Raw genomic sequence first — 17866 nt, 5'->3', positions numbered from 1 at the left:
AAACAGCAGCGCGAATCGTCCCGCAGGTGAGAAGGGCACCGCAATATACCTGCGAACGCCATCCGCCGCAGGCCGCGTTCTTCTTTCTCCACCTGGCTGGCCACATGTGGCCGAACGCCCTGCAAAGGGGTCTGGACGGGATACGCCGGAAACCGGCAACGGACGTCCTCCAGTGGCACCCTGGTGCGTTCTGGCCGCACTGATAAGAGTAGTTACCGGCGGTCAGAACCGACCGATACCGTGACGAACTACATCGGATCGGTAAACCACTCCGAACGGCCGGATTGGTCTACCTCCTGACCTGCTGAAACGTAGGCCCGTTGCCCCTTTCCGGCGTACTTGGTTCTCCCCCCACGCTCGCCCTCCCACGGTCCCCTGCGCGTCGTGCAAAATCGGTTCATGACCCTTTTGGAGCGCATCCTCTACATCATGGGCGGGGCCGGGATCGTGGCCGTGCTGGCCTGGATCGGGATCACCCGCGAGCTGAGTGCGTGGAACTCGGTGGCCGGCGTGCTGGCCTGCGCGGCAGTTGCGGCCGGGTGGATCATGCGCGCCGTCTTCACCCGCCGTGCCACCACCGAGCAGCGCGGCGCTGGCGATGTGGTCGAGCAGCACGGAGTGCGCACCACCGGCTCAATCACCGGCAAGTCGGGCTGGCGCCGAAGTCGCGACCGCATCAGCCAGCGCCGTATCCGCGCCGGTGGCGACGTCATCGGCAAGCAGGAGCGCCAGCCCGGGGAGCAGTCGTGATCGACCAGGGAGAGGACGACGCGACCGGCGAACGCATCGAACAGAGCAGGATCAAAGCTGGCGGCAATGTCATCGGCAAGCAGGACAACTCGGTCCACTACCACCTCGCACCCCGCTCGCAGGCGGACAGGACCGAGGAGGCGGGCCGGGTGTTCCACGAAGCCGCCTGCGGCTACCGGTCGCAGACCAAGATGCCAGCCTTCACTGCCGCTCTGATCATCTCCATTGCGCTGGCCGGAGAACTGTTCGACATCGACTCTGGGCTTCTGGCCAGCGGCATCAGCCGTGAGCAGCTCGACGAACTGCGCGCCTTCGAGGACCCGCCCGCGGAACTGACCCCGGCGGAGCTGCGTCCGGCCGCCGACGACCTGCGCACGGTGTGCGCCCCGCTGTACCCGGCCGCCGACGAGGTCTGCCGGGCCGCTGTCGGCCTCCACCTAGCCCTGATGAAGGCCGCCGAAACGCTGCGCAAGCCGCCTCACCCTTTCGCCTGGTGCGAGCCCGATGAGGCCATGATGAAGCACCAAGCGCTGAAGGAGAGCATCGGCAGGTTCGCCGACGCGCTCAGTGCCCGGCTGGACGCACGCTAACTCTGATCGGCCCCGCCCCTTAGGCGCCCGGCCTCCTGGCACCGCACGCCCAGCAGTACGGGCCGCCCCGCGGATTCCACTCCTTGCACCGCGAGCACGTGTACCTCGGGGCGGGGTCGACGAGGCGGTGGATCCAGCTACCGTGGCGGCCATGGCCACCCGGCACGAGCTCTTCCAGCGTCATCCGGACGTCGGCATCACCAGCCTGCCACCCGGCGCCCACGGGGCCGGGGCGATCTGGCGAATCTCCCCGGTGGGCCCGACCGCGCCGACCATGTGGGCGCACACCGACGACCAGGCCGAGCGCTACGCCCGGGTGGTGGCGCGCATCTCCGGCTGAGCCCCGGAACTGCGGTCCTGACCCCGGACACGACGAAGCCCCGTCCGGGAGATCCCCGGGCGGGGCCGGTGCCGTCAGTACAGCATGACGTACCTACATCAGGTGCGGCCGGCGGCGAGGCCAGCTTCCTCAGCAACCTGTTTCGGGACAGATCCTCACCTTGTCGACTCGGTTGTTCCATGGAGTGCTGAGAGCACCGAGGTCGGCTCTCTCAGCGCCGGGCCCGAAGGACATGGTGTGGTCTGGCTGCCAAGACCTGACATCGATGATCTGCGCCGGGCGATCGGTCCTGTTCCAGAGACTGTTGGCTTTGTCCTGGGGGACGTTGTAGGTGCCCTGGCCTCGAACTTGGACCAAAGACACCTTGAACTGTGCGTTGTCCCAGAGACAGAGGAAGCCGTCACTGCAGTCGCTCTTGTTAAGGGTCTCGACGTTGCCGGGCGGCAGACCCACCGCTGTGCGATATTCCTCTACGTCGTCATAACACCTGAACGGTTTGCCGTTCTCTTCCATGCACACTTTTGCGTCGTGCTCGTCCGTGGACAGGTCGATCACTTCGCCGTTGAGCACCCCAAGGGTGCTGGACGAAGCTGAGGTGGTCTCGGGGGTCGGACCGGCGTGCGCCGGGGAGGCGGCGAACAGGCCGGTAGCCATGAGGCCGACTGTGGCAAGGGCGACCACAGCTTTCTTGATGCGCATGGGGGACTCCAACTCTGTAGCGGTGATTCGAGCTTGGCAGACCCCCTTCGAAACGTCGTTGGCCCTGAATGACCTCTTTTTTGACCGTTAGCCCACTGCCCGCAGGGTGGCTCCCGAACGCAGAAAGGCCCCCTGCTCGGCGATGCCGAACAGGGGGCCTGGTGTTGCGGGTCAGTACATGGTGGTGTTGTACAGCTCAGGCGTAGCCGCCGGGTCCGGCCGGGTTCATAATTTCGACCTCATCCGGGGCGGGCCTGGACGGCGGTTCACCGCTGCCGGTTCAGCGGCGCGGGCCCAGGACCTTGTCGAGGAACTCGTTGCGCACGTCCTTGTCGAGCTTGCTGTCCAGGCTCAGGGCAGTGCGCAGGGAGCGGGCGGTGACCTCACGGGGGATGTCCAGGCGGCGCTCGGCGCTTCCCACGATGGAGTCGATGGTGCGCTGGGCCCGGGCGGGGTGGTGGCGCACCAGCCAGTCCAACATCGTGGCGACCTGGGCGCCGATCCCGTAGAAGCTGACCTCGTCGTCGGCGTTCCTGGTGGTCTTGGTCCGGTTGCCCTTGCCGAAGGCCAGTTCATCCAGGACGGCGTGCTGGATGGTCACGGTCAGCGCCTCGGCGGGGATGATCTTGTCCAGGCTCTTGGCCACGTCCCAGGCGAGCTGGTCGCTGACCTGGCGCACCGATTCCTCGGTGCGGTGGCGCAGGGCCCACTTCTTGCGCCGGTCGGGGTTGCCCCACAGGCGGGAGAAGAACGAGGCGCTGAAGCGGCGCATCACCTCTCCCTCGCCGAGGCTGAGGGGGATCTCGCTGTCCTGGTCGGCCAGGGTCTGGGCCACGCTTTCGGGGGAGCGGTGGCGCTGTTCGGCCCAGTCCTTGACCACCGGCAGCGACCACGCGTTGCGGCCTCCCGGTGAGGCCTGGGGCAGGGGGACATCGCCTTCGCCGCGGGAGATGTAGGCGCGCAGGGTGGAGGCGGCGACCCCGCCGGCCTCGGCCATCTCGGGGACGCCGACGAGCTCGTCGGGGGCCAGCTCGGGGGCCGACAGGGTGATCACGCACCGGTCCAGAGGCAGACCCTTCACCCTCTTGGCGCGGTGCTGGGCCCACAGGGCGAGGTGGTCCTGCCACCGTCCCTGGAGCGGGGCCTGGGCGTCGAAGTTGGAGATCTTGACGACGGTGCCGCGGGCGGGGTCGGTGGTGCCGTCGATTCGGTCGTCCGCGGTGACGGTGATCGCGCCGGAGACGCGGCGGTGTTCGTACTCCTCGGTGGCGCCGTTCCAGATCTGGTTGGGGCGGTACCAGGTGGTTCCGTCCCACCAGTAGCCGCCGGCCCGCCACAGCAGGGTGTCGTTCCACCATTCCATGTGGACGCTGGCGGCGTCGGCGTCGGTGTAGACGAGGACGGTGCGGCCGTGGTCGGGGTGGTGGCGCACGGCCCATCCGAGGTCGTGGCGGTAGGGGTCGGTGGTGAAGGCCAGCCAGCCCTCGCCCTGTTCGTCGTAGCGGCCCCACATGCCGTGGCCGACCTCGCGGCCCACGGCCTCGATGGCTTCGGGGTTGTCGAGGTCCAGGTGGGAGTCGTCGACGAACGGCAGGCCGGGGACGGGGTGGTCGGTGCGCAGGCCGTTGGCCAGGGGGGTGGGGAAGTTCATGGGTGCTGTACCCTTCCACAAGGAAGCGATGTAGATATCTACATCATAGTGTTGTCTCCTTGTGCAGCGCAGCTGAAACCGGGGAGGGGTGGGAATTTCCGCCTCTGGCTGCGCACTCGCACCCCGGACACAGAGAGCCCTGGTCCCGGACAGGTGTCCCCGGGGGTGGAGCGGGGTCCTAAGAAGGCGGTAGCCCAGTGTGCACGTAACGTCACGGCGGTTGGCTGGATCCGGACTCAGGGGGACGCCTTCGGCGAGGCGATGACGTGGAACAACCTCGACCTGGCCCTGCGCGAGGGGCGGCGGTTTGAGAAGGCCATCGACGCCCACCACCACGACCTGACCTACTGCCAGCATTCGTGCCCTTGGGGATGACCACAACGTCACTGTTGCCCTCGGCAACCTGGCTTGGCTGCGTCGGCAACCATGATGGTGGCAGCGGTTCTCGGAGCGCTGATAGTCAAGAAGTGAACCTCATCGGCGGTGGCGGTCGCTCTCTGGCTCGACCGAGGATCACAACGCTCTGCGTCGCCGGTGAAGGCTGGAAGGTCCTATCCGTATACGGACAACATGAGTTAGGGCCGCCCCTGCAGGGACGGCCCTCTGAGGGCACCTCACCACCGCGAAGAGGTCTCCAGTCCCGCCGCGGTGCCATCCAGCCGAGAACCCTCTAATTACGGCGCACCCCAATATGGGTAACCGCACGACCGCAAACGATACTACGGAAATCACTGTGCTCGTGGCACCTGTACCCACCGTGCACTTTTTCAAAGCTACCGAACGCCCCATGCGGCATCTCGAACACTGTCGAACGCTACCGAACAAATCGGAACCTGCGATGATGCAAAAGTGGTGCCTGGCAATTTCCCTGACTTAAGCCACATTGAGTCTCAGGCATGGACATTTCCCCAACATGCCGGTGGGCAAGGCTCCTCGGATGAGGTAATTTCCTCGCATCGGCGCCGCAAGTCGCGTCCCTGCCTGACCATGGCGTCTCCGAACGCTTGTCATGGTCTGGGTGTAAATGGGTCATGTGGCCATCCAGTCGAATACGAATCCATCTTTTGAAAGGCCGCTGGTGACCGTAATTATCTCTTTGGATTCCCTTATCGGACGAATCCTTGTTTTGATCGTCGTCGTGGGGGTCGCTTGCGCCCTCCACTCTCAGGACCACGGCCTCGCTACGTCGGTGCTGCTCGCCGCCGCAGTCCTCGGCGTGGCCGCCGACGTCACCGCCCGAGTGATGCCCTGGGAGGCGAAGTGAACGGCGGAGAGTCCGGACCCCGGTACATCGTCGCCTCTGATGTCGAACCGCAGAACATCCGGATTGACCCAGAAGGACGCATCTGGGGAGAAGTCCCCGTCATCCTCGTGCAGGGCCCGATCGGCCCTGACAAGACATCCCACGTATGGTCGGTTAGTGAAAGGTGCTTTGTGCCAGCAAAGTTCGCTCCCGAGGTCCCCGATGACCTCCCCGGGGGAACCCTCAAGCCGGATCCATTGGAGGTGAGGACCGTTGCGGAGTTCGTGGCGACCATGGACCGGTACCGGCGCTGGACAGGAAACCCTTCGTTCAGAGTGATGGCGGACCGGGTTGGTGTTCGATCGTCGTCGCGTTTCTGCGAAGCCCTCAAACCCGATGCCAAGCTGCCAACTTTCGCGCTCCTTGATGCGTTCGTTGTCTCCCTGGGCGGCACCTCTGCTGATTTCCAGCGGTGGGCGGCTGCATGGCGGGCTCTGGAGGGGCAGACACCGGCTCGAGCGCGTCGGCTCCCCCTTCCTTCGAACGAGAACGACTAGGTGCTCTGGCTGCCCCTGCCCACTTCCGGTGCGGTGGGGGCAGCCAGCGTCCAGGAGTTCACGGCCCGGACTCGCTCCAACTGCCTCCCGAGCGGAGTACGTGATCACCGCGTCTGCTCCGGCCCGTTTGTACATCCGCGGTTGCTCCAAGAGGATGCCCTCCAGATCGCTGCACAATGATGGGGGCCACCCCCGGATCTTGGGGGCGGCCCCTTTCGGGCGGACACCGTTCACCAGCGGTCCGAGGTCTCGATCCCCAACCGCCGGCCATCCAGCTGATCCCCCACGAACCGCCCCCGGGACTACCGGGAAGCGCCCGGCCGCGGGGTCCAGGTCACCTCTTCGGCTGCCGGGCCCGGGTGTGGCTTCACCGCCTCTCCAAGGCCCACGGCCCCGGGGCCAGGAGCGGATCTGGGGTCTGCGCCTTCGCCAGGGGGGCGCTCCACTCGCCCAGGCGGGGGGCCGCCGCGGACCAGACGGTGAGGAGCCCTCGCGTCCTTTCCAGAGTCGGACTGTCGCCGGTGTGGACGAGGGAGCCGTCGCGCTGGACCCACACGCAGCTGGTGGGGTCCTCGACCACGGCCAGGAGCCCTAGGGCGGGGTCGAGGAGGGGGTGGTCGGCGTAGGCGCGGGTGGTGTGGGGGTCGCGTGTGCCGAGGAAGAACCACAGGTCGGCGTACCCGGCCTCCGTCAGGGGTTCGATCACCCCGGGAACACGGGCCACCGGCACAGCGGGAAGCACGGTCTCGGGCTGGTGGAACCCGTCGAACACTGAGGAGGGACGCAGCGGTCCGGCTGCCGGCATGAAGTCGCACCAGATCCGCGGGCGTGCCGTCCCCTCCGGGTTGATCGCCATCGCGGGGTGGTAGCCGCCGTGGGCGAGCGGGGCGAGGATCATCCCGCCGGGAGCCAGGAGGTCGAACCATCCCGGGGGGATGCCGGCGATGCCCACCGTGGCCACGATCCGGTCGAAGGGCCCGCCGACACCCGGGTGGTAGCCGTCGCGGTGGAGCACACGGACGTGGTCGGCCAGTCCCAACCGGTCGATGGTGGCCGCCGCCCCGGCTGCGGCTTCGTCCCCGGCCTCGACCGTCACCACATCCGCGCCGGTGATCGCGTTGATGAGCGCCGCGTTGTAGCCGGTGCCCGCCCCGATCTCCAGCACACGCATCCCGGGTTGGAGGTCCAGGGTTTCGAGCATGCGCGCGACGAGGGAGGTCTGCGATCCCCCAGAGGGAGGTTGGTCGCCGTGGGCCCGCACGGTGGGCAGGGGGCTGTCGGAGTAAATGACGTCCAAGATCTCAGCGGGCAGGTCCGCCTCCTGGGGGACGTCGATCCGGCGCCCGGCCTGGAGGAACCAGGTCACGGTCCGGTGGCGCGGCACGCTCGCGAACGCGCGGTGGACACGGTCGCTGGTGATGGCCCCCTCAGCTCGTAGCTGATCGGCCAACCCGCGCTTACGGTCGTGAACTGCGGTGGTGCTGGTGGTCACGGTGTCCTTTCCACGGAAACGGTCATGATCGGTACGTAGAGACGACGCGGGTCTTCGTGTTCCCCCACAGGTGCCCCTTCGACTTCGACCCAGGCGTGGGAGACGGAGGGGGCGCGCACCCCCACACGCCAGTCGGGGTACTCGCCGCGGGTCCGGCACAGCAGCACGATCGCCAGGGACCGCAGGAGGCACCCGTGTGGGCTCGCGCACCGCAGGCTGACGGTGGTGACGGCGGTGTGTGCGGCGGTCGCGGTGTGCAGGTGGGCGGGGGTGGCCCGGCGGCCGATCCGGGTGAGAACCCGCCGCAGGCGGGCGGGCCGGGCCCGGGTGGTGTGGAGCAGCAGGCGGGCGGCTGCCACGGCGGTGTGCGCGGCCAGGCGCTCGCGCATGGTCAGCGGTTGGGGTGCGATGAGTACGCGGGGAACGCTCACGCGAGCAGCCCCCGCTCCTGGAGTTCGCGGAGCAGCTGGTGGGCGTCGTGCCGGGCCCGACCGGGGTCGAGGCGGTACGTCGATTCCAGCCAGGCGGCAGCTTCCACACCGTTCCCGTCCAGGGCTGCTTGGAGGCATCCGTACCCGGAAGGGTTGAGGTGGACCATCGCCCCGGTGCCCTCGTCCAGGACGATGGCGCCGCTGTCGGTGGCCGCGATCGATACCCCGGGTGTGAGTTTCATGGTCCCTCCACGTCGCGCAGCCAGTACTCCACACCGAGCGCGCGTTCGATGTAGGCGCCGGAGAGCCGGTGTTGCGGCCACCCCGGTCCGGTGGTCGCCAGGGCGTCCCGGTCCAGGAGGCCGCGGTCGGCAAGGCGGCCGTCGAGGAGTTCGGGGAGCACCGTGTGGTGGTGCCGTCCCCAGCTTCGGACCAGGGCGTCGTCGTAGCCGTCCTTGGTGGTGCGGGTGCGCAGCTCCTGGGGCAGCCACCCCCGCAACGCCTCCCGAAGGAGCGGCTTGAACTCCCACGGGTTGTACCGGTCGGCGGGGCGCACGACCAGGCACGCCTCGATGACGGCCCGGTCCAGGAACGGGAACTCCACCCCCGGGGCGCCCATGGTGGCGAGCGCGTCGGCGTGGAGCCGGGCTCCCGCCGCGCTGGTGCGGATGCGCGCCATCAGGGTGTGCCAGCGCCGCGACGCAGGGGTGACCGGCGCGGCGGTGAAGGCGTCGCGGACCAGGGCCTTGGCGCGGGGTGTGGCCCAGGGACCGAGCTGGGGGTGCACCTCCCACCCGGCGAGGTCGCGGCCCGTGTGCCCGCCGTCGATCAGCCGCTTCGGGGCCCGCCGCATCCACCGTTGCAGGGAGGCCGGGTCGTAGGCGTGGCGGACCAGGGAGAGGGTGGGGGTGTTGAGGAGCGCGGCGTGCGCCCGCACCCTCCCCATGTTCCGCAGGCCGAGGTCGCGGACGGTCGCGCCGATCGGCGGTTCCAGGACCTCGTCACCGCCCTGCCCGTTCAGGTGGACCCCGGGGCCGAGGACCTTCGCCAGGTGTGCGAGCCGGGCCGCGCCGGCGGCTGCGTCGGGTGCGTCCATCCCGTGCGGGAACGCCTCACCGATGCCGGTGTAGAAGTCGGGCAGGTCGTCGAGGAGTTCGTGGTGGGCGCCGAGGTGGGCGGTGAGTCGGGTCGCCCACTCCTGGTCCTCGTTCGTGGGGCTGGTGGAGGAGGCCGTCACCATCCGCGTTGCCGGTTGGGTGGCGTGGGCCAGGGCGGCGAGCGCGGTCGAGTCCATCCCACCCGAGAGTTGGACCGTCGTCTGCTGTCCGCGCACACGGCCTGAGACCGCAGCCTCCAGTGCGTCGGCGAGCGCCGGCGCACCCTCGGCCAGGTCCCGGTGGGGGTGGGGCGGCTGCCAGTAGGCGCGGGTGTGGGTCTGGTTCCCGGTGGTGGTGATCGAGTGTGCGGGCGGTACTGCTCGCACCCCCACCCAGGGGGTGTGGGTGGCCTGGAGGGACTGCGGGGGTGCGGGGAGCAGGAGAAGGGACGCGACCCCGGCATCGTCCAACCGGGCGTCAGCTACCTGGGCGGCGGCGCGGGCGTGGCTGGCCACCACCGGTATCCCGTTCACGGTGCAGGTGTACAGCCGTCGCATCCCGGCGACATCGCCGTAGGCCACACACCGGTCGGGCCAGGACACGAGCAGGTGAAAACTGCCGGGCCAGGCCATGAGTGCGTCCGCGGTGCCCTCGGCGGCGGCACGGTGGACACCGGCCTCCAGCTCGGCGCCATCCACCAGGCACGTGCCGATGACAGCGAGGTGCACGCCTCGGGTGCGCGCGGTGCGCACGGTCGTGTTGCCCATGATCCACGGGGTGCCGGAGGGGTGCCGGACCAGCGGCGGTGACGGGACCGTGCCCGCCACCGCCGTGGCACCCTCCCGGTCAGGTAGGCATACCCACCCGCCGGACAGGGTTGTAGGGGTGATCATCAGGTGTAGAAGCGCCCAGCGCCGGTGCCGTCGTCGGAAGTCCCGGCGAAGACGTTGCCCCGGGTGAGGTCGCCGAAGCGGCCGAGGTCGGTGACCTGCGGGGGTTCGTAGGCGACGGGGTCGCTGGTCGGGGTCTGGTCGGGGTTCACGGTTCTCCTCTTGGTGGGGTTTCCATTTTCGCTTGGGGGTCTTTCCCGTCGATGGGTTTCGACAGGGCGGCCCCCGGGCCCGGCAGGGTTTGGGTCCTGCCGGGTGGTCTGGTGGGCGGGACGGGTAGCGGTGCTCGGGCGGGCACCGGGGCGCTACTCGTCCTGTTCTGCTTCTTTCCGGTCCTTCTGCTCCTGCTGTTCCTTGGCGGCGTCGCGGCGGCGCTGGGCGTCGTCGGTGTCGAATCCGGGGAAGCTCTCGGTCACGGGTATTCCATCTCGGGTCGCAGGGGCGTGGGGTGTGGGGTCCGTGCGTCACCCCCGCAACGCACGGACCCGGCTCATGGGGTGGATAGGCGGTGCCACTGGCGGATGGCTGTGCCCAGGTGCGCGGTGTCGGCGGCGTCCACCTGTTTCCGTGCGGATTCCAGGCGGGCCTTCGCGGCGTCGAACTGCTGCTGGGCAGCGATCTGTTCCAGGCGTGCCAGCCCGGCGGCGGCATCAGCGGCAGCCCGTTCCCGCTCGCGCATCACCGCGTCCGCGCGGTCTTCGGCGTGCGCGGTGTAGCGGGGGATGATCGGCGTCCCGTCGCTGGCGTGCGCCGGCCTTGGCCGGGTCTGGGCGGTCACCACGCTCTCCTCCCTACAGCCCGTACTCGGTGCGGGCGGCTCGGATGCGGCTGACCAGCTCGCGCGGGGTCTCGGCGTGCACCACCACGTTCTCCATGGGCTGTTGCGCCCAGAATCCGTCCAGGCGCTCGACGGGGATAGCGGGAAAAAGGAACCCCACGTACCAGTCCGGGTGGTTGCGTTCGATGCTCTCCAAGGCCCGAAGGTCGGCGCGGACCTGGTCGGGTCGCAGGGCGCTGATGGTGTGCCGCTCGGTCTCCCACGGGCGTCGGAAGGATAGGGCGGGCCAGTTTTTGACGGAGGTGTCCTCGATACGCCAGGTCACCGGGGGCGGCAGGGCGATCATGAGGGCTCTCCGGTTCCGGTGCGCAGAGTGGCGATGAGGGCCGCAATGTGCCCCGCGTCCCCGACCGCCCCGACGTCCAGGGCGAGAGCGCGGACCTCCTCCAGGGCGCGGACGACCTCGCTGCTGCCCGTCCCGGCGTGCAGGACGTGGGTGATCTGTGCCTTGGGGTAGCGGCGGTGGCCGCCCAACGTTTTGACCGAGGCGAGGCGGCCGTCCTTCTCCCAGCGGGTGACGGTCTTGGGGTCAACGCGGAAGAGGCGGGCGACCTCGCCGGGGGTGAGGAGGTCGTCGGCGGTTTCGACGAGGCTTGGCCGGGGCGAAAGGGCGGGCACAGGGGTCTCCATCTAGTCGGGTCGGGGCCGGGCCGGGGAAGTACGCCCGGCCCCGGGAAGGTGGGGCGGGGCCACCAGCCCCCTCGCTGGTGGCCCCGCGCGCTAGTGACGTCGCACCAGCGGGGGGTCTTGGAACCCGGGCCAGGCGAACCACCAGCTGCGGCCCGGGGGTAGTGCGACAGCGGAAACCCTCCGTGGGAGAAGGGCGCATCATCGCCGTACCGGTCGCCGGGTATGGGGCCCGGCGGGGTCTTCTCAGGGGGAGCGGCTGGCAGCCAGGATGTGGAGCACGTACCGCATCTGACGGGAGAGCCGGTCAGGGTCCGCGTACCGCAATGGAGCCACCTCGGCGGGGCCGAGGAAGAACGCCACCCACACGCGCAGGGAGTAGGACCACATCACCCACCAGCCCGGATGGTGAAAGGTGAGCGAGGCGGCCACCTGCCGGTACTCGCGGTCCAGCTCCCGCGTCCACCCGCTCACTGGTTCTCCACCTTCGCGCGGATCGTCAACGGCCCCCGGCCGACCCCGGGGAGCGCCCAGTCCCACTCCCAATACACGGCGAGCTGATCCACCAGGTGCAGACCGGGCAGCGGGGCCAGGCGCGGGTCACCCAACCGCGGGTAGGCGATGACCGAGTCCGAGCGGGGGCCGCCATCGGTGACCGCGATGGTGATGAGGAACGGATCGACGTCGATGACCACCCGCACGGTCCCACCGGGGTCCCCGGACCGAGTGTGCTTGTGGGCGTTCGAGGTGAGCGCCTCGGCCACCAGCGACACCGGTTTCGCAGCCCGGCGCGGGACTACGGCCCACACCCAGTTTGTGAGGGCGGTGTAGTCGCGGTCGTGGCCGAACAGGATGCCGTGCCGGTGGGGCTCGGGGAACGCGATCCGGTGCGGGTACGGGGCGCCGGCCTCAGGGGCGGGGCCTTGGGGTGGTGCGGTGGTGCCGGTATGCTTCATTCGTCTCACCTCGGGGCTTTCGGGGTGGGGCACTAGCTCCGGCAGCCGCTTCCGACTTCGGCTTCCGGGGCTTTTTGTTGCCTTTGTGAGTTCTCGTGCGCTGGCCGGGTTCTCGTGTTGTCCGACGTGCGATCCGGGAACCACCATGCCTGAACTGGGGATAGCTCCTCTAGGTGTGGCCGGATATTGAATCCGAAGACCTACAGGCCCTTCCCACGCGTAGCCACCCGTGGTTTCATGTGGCCATGTCGATGAAAACCAGCCCCGCTGAGCGTGCCGCAATCAAACAATTCGGGAACGAACTCAAGCGACTGAGGTGTTTGTCCGACATGTCCCAAAAGGAACTCGGCGACCGAATTGGTGTATCAAAACAGCAGGTCGGGGCCATCGAGCGTGGAGTTCGGAGGCCATCCAAGCAGTTTGCAGAGCTCGCGGACACAGTCCTAGAGCGCAAAGGAAGGCTACAAAACCTGTGGCCTGGGGCCCGGCAGACGCAACCGTGGTGGTTGCAAGAATTCGTGGACCTAGAGGCGAAAGCACAGGTGAGGTACGAGTTCCAGCCACAAGCCGTACCAGGGCTACTGCAAACGAAGGACTACGCTTCCGCTCTGGTCGAAGCCGCGTTCCCGCCGCTGTTGCAAGACGAGAAGGATCAAGTCGTTACAGCTCGATTTGAACGGCAGGAAATCCTCAAGAGGGAGACCCCGACCCCACCGCTGTCTCTGTTCGTTGTCGACGAGGCGGTCCTCCACCGTCCCGTAGGTGGAGTCGAAGTCATGAAGGCACAGATGAGGGCACTGTTAGACGCTGCCCGCAACCCGCGTGTGCAGATCCAGGTCCTCCCCATCGCTCGGGGTGCCCATAGCGCCATGAACGGACCGCTGGTCATACTGAACATGGCGCACGCGGAGTCGCTTGTGTACGTCGAGATCCCCGGATCGGGGCAGGTGATCTCAGATCCTGACGTCGTGGCAAACTGCGTTGAGCAGTTCGGAGACCTGCGTAGCGTCTCGCTGTCGCCAGCCGAGAGTTTGAGCTTCATCGCTTCACTAGGAGGAGAAGGCACGTGATCCACGAGTGGCACAAGTCCAGCTACAGCGGCAACACCGGGAACTGCGTCGAGGTGGCGGAGGGTCCTGTCACGGGTATCCGTGACACCCAGAACCGGGAGTTGGGCCACCTCGCGGTGCCGGCCCCGGAGTGGACCGCGTTGGTGAACGCGGTGCGCGGCCGGTAACACCCCCCCGGCACGCGGAGAACCGCACCTCGCCAGGATTGGTGGCGAGGTGCGGTTCTCGTGGTTCTGCGGCATCAGGGTACCCCGGCGGTCGGACACACCACCAGGACCAAAGCCCCCACCCTCCTACCGTCCGTCCAGGTGCTCCGCCCACGCCTCAGCCGCCGCGAGCATTGCTTTTCGCCGCTCCTTCTCCGATCGACCCTCGACCACCCACCGCTGAATCACCACATGCGTCAGCGAGAACGCTGGGGCGAACTCGTGGATCCGGACGCGCGAAAACTTCCAGTCGGCGGTGTACTGAACCGATCGACGCGGTGCTGTGCGCACCCTGTTTCGGCCGGATAGCTGGACGGGGGAGCGCACCGGGGCAGTTGAACACCCCCGGCCCCCGGCCGTGTGGCGGATTCACCTCACCTGGCCTGGAGTTTCCGTCGTAGACGGGGCGCGTGCGGGATCGGATCAAAGGTCCCCTGGCACCACAATGGCCATCTTTGTTACTCCAAGAGTGTTCGGCGGACGGCGGCCTCGGCCCTGGCGACCCAGGCGAGGTACCAGTCCGCGAATCCGATCCGTGCGCCCGGGGCGCCGAGGGGGCGCATGCCACCGTCGGACGGGAAGCCGTCGACCCACATGGATCCGCGCTCGGGTCCCGTCACGACGAGCCAGTGGCAGTGGCCGCAGCCCTCATGGCTCAAGCACAGCGCCCCGGAGGTGAACCGGCGGAAGAGCGTGTCATCGGCCTCCCTCCACACGCGGCAGGCGGTGTCGAACCCCTCCTGTGTCCCGAAAGCGGAGCGCACCGGCTCCCGGTCCTCGTGCTCGGCCAGGAGTCGCGATCGTGCCTCCGCCGTCGGAAAGACGGACCCCAGGGAAGCGTGCCGCATATCGCCGCTCGGGTCGGCCCACTCCCACCCCGTGTCCGTCCGGTGCAGGGCGCCGAGGCCGTACCCCGGCCCGGCACCACCGGCACCCACCTCGAGCAGGAAGTCGCGGTAGTCCGCCGGCAACGAGACACCCCACAGGGTTTCCGCGGAGGAGACCTCCCGCTCCGTCAGCGGGGCGGCGAGCCGGAAACGGTCTCCTGTCACGCCATGCCCGTCCCGAGCGCCGAAGACGTCGCTCGACCGGTCCTGTCGGGCCAGGGCTTCGACCCGTTCACGGACACCGTTCCAGACCGTTGCTCGCACGGGCCGAAGCGTAGTCCAGGGAGGCGGAGCCGGTCCGAGAAGGTCGGTGCGTCGAGACGAGCAGCACCGTGTGTTGCCCGCCGGGGCAGAGGCCGGGATCGCCTCCCCTCATGCTCGGGAGATCGGAGCCGCTTGCCGGTTTTCCGCGTCCGGATCGGCGTTCCGTACGCGACCCGTCGAACCTGCCCGCACTGGAAACCCTCGTGCGACGCCACCGCCGTCGGCCCGGGGGATCAGGGCGCTGCGTCCGTGCTCCCCTGGAAGGTGCGGCGGTAGGCGCTGGGGGACACCCCGAGCCCGGCGTGCATGTGCTGGCGCAGCGACGCCGAGGTGCCGAAACCGGCTTCGTGCGCGATCCGGTCCACCGACAGGTCCGACTCCTCCAGGAGCTGCCTGGCCCGGTCGAGCCGCTGCTGGGCGAGCCACTGGCCCGGTGATTGGCCCACCTCGTCACGGAAGCGGCGCGTGAACGTGCGCACGCTCATCGCCTCCTGGTCGGCCATGTCGCCCAGGCTCGGCTGGAGGTGCAGGTGGTCCAGGGCCCAGGCCCGCGCCTTGGAGGTCGAGGACCGCTCGGGGTCGGGCACCGGGTGGCGGATGTACTGGGCCTGTCCGCCGTCGCGGTGCGGCGGCACCACCGTGTGCCGGGCCACCTCGTTGGCGACGGAGGCGCCGTGGTCGGCGCGGATCATGTGCAGGCTGAGATCGATCCCGGAGGCGACCCCGGCGGCGGTCAGCACGCGGCCGTTGTCGGTGTACAGCACGTCGGGGTCCAGGTCGATGTGCGGGTACATCGCGCGGAAGTACCCGGCGGACTGCCAGTGCGTGGTGACCCGGCAGCCCTCCAGGAGCCCGAGGGCGGCGAGCACGAACGCGCCCGTGCAGATGGAGGCTATCCGTGCGTGCTCGGGGATGCGGTTGACGACCGCCGCCAGGGCCGGGGAGATCGGGTCGTGCGGGCGCTCCACGTAGTCCTCCTGCGCCGCGGGCAGGATCACCGTGTCCGCCTCATCGAGGGCCTCGGGGCCGTGGCGGACGTTCAGGGTGAAGTCGGTGTCAGTGGTGATCACGCCCGGTTCCAGAGCACAGGTCACGACCTCGTAGAGGGGTTGGCCGTCGGTTCCGACGGCCCGCCCGAAGAGCCGGTGGACGATCCCCGTCTCGATGGGCAGCAGGCCGTGCCGGGCGAGCACGGCCACGCGGTGGCGGGCCGGGTGGACGAAAGCGGTCATGGCTGGATTCTTTCATATGTTGGCTTTCTGGCCACTGTCGGCGTGGGGCCCCGCGTCGGAGTCTGGACACATGACTTCGACGAGCCCCTCCAGGAGCACCGGGAAGACAGCCTCCAGCGCCGGGCGGGCACCCGCACGGGTCCACCGGGCCTGGCTGATCGCCCTCGTCGCGGGCGCGACCATCGTCGCCGCGGCGGCCTTCGCCGCGATGCCCGGGCTCCTCGTGGACCCCCTGCACACCGAGTACGAGTGGTCGCGCGGATCGATCGGTGCCGCCGCTTCGGCCAACATGATCGTGTACGGCCTCATCGCCCCCTTCGCGGCGGCGCTGATGGACCGGTTCGGCATCCGCCGCATCGCCCTGGCCGCCCTGGCGACCGTCATCGCCGGGGCCGGACTGACCACGGTGATGACCGCTCCCTGGCAGCTGACCCTCTACTGGGGCCTCCTCGTCGGCGCGGGCACCGGGTCACTGGCCATGACCTTCGCCGCCACCATCGCCGACAACTGGTTCGTCGAGCGCCGGGGCCTGGTCATCGGCGCGCTGACCGGCGCCGGCGCGTTCGGCCAGCTGGTCTTTTTGCCCGCGCTCGCGTGGATCATCGACCACCAGGGGTGGCGTCCTGCCATTGTGACGCTGGCCCTGACCGCGTTCGTGATGATGCTCCTCGTCGCCCTGGTCCTGCGCGACCACCCCGCCGACGTGGGACAGCGCCCCTACGGGGCCGCGTCCTTCGTCAACAGGTCGAGAACGGAGCAGGGCGCGGCCCGCCGAACCGTCCGGGTCCTGCGCGATTCCGCGCTCAGCCGGCAGTTCTGGCTGCTCGCCGGGACGTTCGCGGTGTGCGGCGCCACCACCAACGGGATCATGTGGACCCACTTCGTGCCCGCCGCCCAGGACCACGGGATGGCCGTGACCGTCGCGGCGGCGCTGGTCTCGACCATCGGCGTGTTCTCCCTGGTCGGCACCATCGTGTCCGGCTGGCTCACCGACCGCTTCGATCCGCGCGGACTGCTGGCCGCCTACTACCTCGGCCGGGCCGCGCTCCTGGCCGTGCTCCCCGCGCTGTTCGGACCCGACGCCGGTGCCGCGCTCATCGCCTTCGTCGTGGTCTTCGGTCTGCTGGACGTGGCGACCGTGCCTCCGACGATCATGCTCTGCCGCTGGGTGTTCGGCGCGGACGGCGCGATCGTCTTCGGGTGGGTGAACGCCGTCCACCAGGTCGGCGCCGGCGCCATGGCGGTCTTCGGCGGCTTCACCCGTGACGTGACCGGGAGCTACGGACCGGTGTGGTTCATGGCAGCCGCAGTGTGCGCCGTCGCGGCGGTGCTCGCCCTCCAGATCGCCCGCGGCGGCGAGAACGATCCCGCATCCGGCGGGGCGCGGACCGCGTCTCCGGGCAACGACGACGGACAGGCCGGGAAGTGAGCACCATGAACGGGAACGGTGTCGGACACGACGTGAACAACCACTTCACGGGCCCCGGCGGGACGGACCCGCACGCCGCGGACGCCGCCGCATCCACCGGGAAGGCCGGGGCCCGGCGCCGACCCTCGCCTGCGTTCTCCCTCGTGCTGCTGCTCCTGGTCGCGGGCGTGGCCTACGTGGGCTCTGCCGGGCTCGACCAGAGCCTGAGAGCGGCGCGGGGCGAAGGGGCTCCGGGGGTGTTCACCGCGGCCGCTCTCAGCTGCGTCCAACACCCCGGGCACGAGTCGTGCACCTGCCACGGCCGCTACACACCGGACTCCGGCGGAGAGGCGCGCGGCGTCTACCTGCACGCCGCCGGACGCGACACCTGTCGGGAGGGCGAGGAGATCCCGGCGGTCGACGTGGGCGCCGAGAACCGGGTCTACGGACCGGACGGCTCGCGCGAGTGGATGCTGGCCTCGGTTCTCCTCATGGGGTCCGCGGCAGCCGTCGGAGGCCTGACGGTGACGTGGGTCCGCCATGTGCGCGGGTTCAGGACGGCGGGGCGGTCGAGCCCGGGGGTATAGGTGCAGACATCGGCCTCGGGCGAGCCGCAGGCGTCGGGGCGCCCAGGCCTG

The 17866-nt window shown here is 69.2% G+C and carries 21 protein-coding genes and 1 pseudogene; 8 read left to right on the top strand and 14 right to left on the bottom strand.

Annotation, left to right across the window (positions count from 1 at the left end; genetic code table 11):
• Nucleotides 1-399: 399 nt before the first annotated feature.
• From ACQPYD_RS19530 to ACQPYD_RS19520, 3 genes are all read left to right on the top strand, one after another.
• Nucleotides 400-750, top strand: coding sequence for a hypothetical protein (locus ACQPYD_RS19530; RefSeq protein WP_433697027.1), 351 nt, complete (start codon nucleotides 400-402; stop codon nucleotides 748-750).
• Nucleotides 747-1340, top strand: a complete 594-nt coding sequence (locus tag ACQPYD_RS19525; protein WP_433697026.1) for a hypothetical protein — start codon at nucleotides 747-749, stop codon at nucleotides 1338-1340. The genes ACQPYD_RS19530 and ACQPYD_RS19525 overlap by 4 nt, the downstream gene beginning before the upstream one ends.
• A 151-nt stretch (nucleotides 1341-1491) precedes the next feature.
• A complete protein-coding gene (locus ACQPYD_RS19520; protein ID WP_433697025.1) occupies nucleotides 1492-1680 on the top strand; it encodes a hypothetical protein in 189 nt (62 codons plus the stop codon).
• A gap of 129 nt (nucleotides 1681-1809) precedes the next feature.
• Here ACQPYD_RS19520 and ACQPYD_RS19515 read toward each other — a convergent pair whose 3' ends face one another.
• Both ACQPYD_RS19515 and ACQPYD_RS19510 read right to left on the bottom strand, forming a co-directional pair.
• Complete coding sequence (locus ACQPYD_RS19515; RefSeq protein ID WP_433697024.1) at nucleotides 1810-2379, bottom strand: peptidase inhibitor family I36 protein; 570 nt, start codon at nucleotides 2377-2379, stop codon at nucleotides 1810-1812.
• 280 nt (nucleotides 2380-2659) lie between these two features.
• Nucleotides 2660-4030, bottom strand: coding sequence for a helix-turn-helix transcriptional regulator (locus ACQPYD_RS19510; protein WP_433697023.1), 1371 nt, complete (start codon nucleotides 4028-4030; stop codon nucleotides 2660-2662).
• 1033 nt (nucleotides 4031-5063) lie between these two features.
• Here ACQPYD_RS19510 and ACQPYD_RS19505 point away from each other — a divergent pair.
• Nucleotides 5064-5294 carry a hypothetical protein gene (locus ACQPYD_RS19505; RefSeq protein WP_433697022.1) on the top strand — a complete coding sequence of 77 codons (231 nt, stop codon included), beginning with the start codon at nucleotides 5064-5066 and terminating at the stop codon, nucleotides 5292-5294.
• A 903-nt stretch (nucleotides 5295-6197) separates the two neighbouring features.
• Here ACQPYD_RS19505 and ACQPYD_RS19500 read toward each other — a convergent pair.
• The 10 genes and pseudogenes from ACQPYD_RS19500 to ACQPYD_RS19455 form a co-directional block, all read right to left on the bottom strand.
• Nucleotides 6198-7322 (bottom strand): protein-L-isoaspartate O-methyltransferase family protein, encoded by a 1125-nt coding sequence (locus tag ACQPYD_RS19500; RefSeq protein ID WP_433697021.1) that lies wholly within the window; start codon nucleotides 7320-7322, stop codon nucleotides 6198-6200.
• Complete coding sequence (locus tag ACQPYD_RS19495) at nucleotides 7319-7753, bottom strand: lasso peptide biosynthesis B2 protein (protein ID WP_433697020.1); 435 nt, start codon at nucleotides 7751-7753, stop codon at nucleotides 7319-7321. The genes ACQPYD_RS19500 and ACQPYD_RS19495 overlap by 4 nt, the downstream gene beginning before the upstream one ends.
• On the bottom strand, nucleotides 7750-7995 hold the full coding sequence (locus ACQPYD_RS19490; RefSeq protein WP_433697019.1) for a PqqD family peptide modification chaperone: 246 nt from the start codon (nucleotides 7993-7995) through the stop codon (nucleotides 7750-7752). The genes ACQPYD_RS19495 and ACQPYD_RS19490 overlap by 4 nt, the downstream gene beginning before the upstream one ends.
• Entirely contained in the window at nucleotides 7992-9677 is a 1686-nt protein-coding gene (locus tag ACQPYD_RS19485; protein ID WP_433697018.1) for an asparagine synthase-related protein, read from the bottom strand. Before ACQPYD_RS19485 ends, ACQPYD_RS19490 begins: the two co-directional genes overlap by 4 nt.
• A gap of 65 nt (nucleotides 9678-9742) precedes the next feature.
• Nucleotides 9743-9892, bottom strand: coding sequence for a lasso RiPP family leader peptide-containing protein (locus ACQPYD_RS19480; protein WP_433697017.1), 150 nt, complete (start codon nucleotides 9890-9892; stop codon nucleotides 9743-9745).
• Between the two features lie 338 nt (nucleotides 9893-10230).
• Nucleotides 10231-10518 (bottom strand): hypothetical protein, encoded by a 288-nt coding sequence (locus tag ACQPYD_RS19475; RefSeq protein ID WP_433697016.1) that lies wholly within the window; start codon nucleotides 10516-10518, stop codon nucleotides 10231-10233.
• A 13-nt stretch (nucleotides 10519-10531) separates the two neighbouring features.
• Entirely contained in the window at nucleotides 10532-10864 is a 333-nt protein-coding gene (locus ACQPYD_RS19470; protein ID WP_433697015.1) for a hypothetical protein, read from the bottom strand.
• Between the two features lie 140 nt (nucleotides 10865-11004).
• Nucleotides 11005-11208: pseudogene (locus ACQPYD_RS19465) on the bottom strand (BldC family transcriptional regulator); the annotation flags it as partial.
• A 243-nt stretch (nucleotides 11209-11451) separates the two neighbouring features.
• Complete coding sequence (locus ACQPYD_RS19460) at nucleotides 11452-11679, bottom strand: hypothetical protein (RefSeq protein WP_433697014.1); 228 nt, start codon at nucleotides 11677-11679, stop codon at nucleotides 11452-11454.
• A complete protein-coding gene (locus ACQPYD_RS19455) occupies nucleotides 11676-12161 on the bottom strand; it encodes an ATP-binding protein (protein ID WP_433697013.1) in 486 nt (161 codons plus the stop codon). Before ACQPYD_RS19455 ends, ACQPYD_RS19460 begins: the two co-directional genes overlap by 4 nt.
• Nucleotides 12162-12406: 245 nt before the next feature.
• On the opposite strand from ACQPYD_RS19455, the gene ACQPYD_RS19450 reads away from it, so the two are divergent.
• Together ACQPYD_RS19450 and ACQPYD_RS19445 are read left to right on the top strand one after the other, a co-directional pair.
• Complete coding sequence (locus ACQPYD_RS19450; protein WP_433697012.1) at nucleotides 12407-13231, top strand: helix-turn-helix domain-containing protein; 825 nt, start codon at nucleotides 12407-12409, stop codon at nucleotides 13229-13231.
• Entirely contained in the window at nucleotides 13231-13398 is a 168-nt protein-coding gene (locus tag ACQPYD_RS19445; RefSeq protein ID WP_433702089.1) for a DUF397 domain-containing protein, read from the top strand. Before ACQPYD_RS19450 ends, ACQPYD_RS19445 begins: the two co-directional genes overlap by 1 nt.
• 497 nt (nucleotides 13399-13895) lie before the next feature.
• Here the strand turns inward: ACQPYD_RS19445 and ACQPYD_RS19440 are convergent, their stop codons facing one another.
• Nucleotides 13896-14588 (bottom strand): SMI1/KNR4 family protein, encoded by a 693-nt coding sequence (locus ACQPYD_RS19440; protein ID WP_433697011.1) that lies wholly within the window; start codon nucleotides 14586-14588, stop codon nucleotides 13896-13898.
• 233 nt (nucleotides 14589-14821) lie between these two features.
• Nucleotides 14822-15820, bottom strand: a complete 999-nt coding sequence (locus ACQPYD_RS19435; protein WP_433697010.1) for a GlxA family transcriptional regulator — start codon at nucleotides 15818-15820, stop codon at nucleotides 14822-14824.
• Nucleotides 15821-15890: 70 nt separating this feature from the next.
• On the opposite strand from ACQPYD_RS19435, the gene ACQPYD_RS19430 reads away from it, so the two are divergent.
• Together ACQPYD_RS19430 and ACQPYD_RS19425 are read left to right on the top strand one after the other, a co-directional pair.
• A complete protein-coding gene (locus tag ACQPYD_RS19430; RefSeq protein WP_433697009.1) occupies nucleotides 15891-17249 on the top strand; it encodes an MFS transporter in 1359 nt (452 codons plus the stop codon).
• A gap of 5 nt (nucleotides 17250-17254) precedes the next feature.
• Nucleotides 17255-17815 (top strand): hypothetical protein, encoded by a 561-nt coding sequence (locus ACQPYD_RS19425; RefSeq protein ID WP_433697008.1) that lies wholly within the window; start codon nucleotides 17255-17257, stop codon nucleotides 17813-17815.
• The last annotated feature ends 51 nt before the right edge of the window (nucleotides 17816-17866 follow it).

Origin of the sequence: Nocardiopsis sp. CA-288880 (assembly GCF_050955985.1) — a bacterium.
Taxonomy (GTDB): Bacteria; Actinomycetota; Actinomycetes; order Streptosporangiales; family Streptosporangiaceae; genus Nocardiopsis; species Nocardiopsis tropica.
Note: the sequence above shows the minus strand (reverse complement) of the source record. Positions and strands in the feature narration are given on the sequence as shown.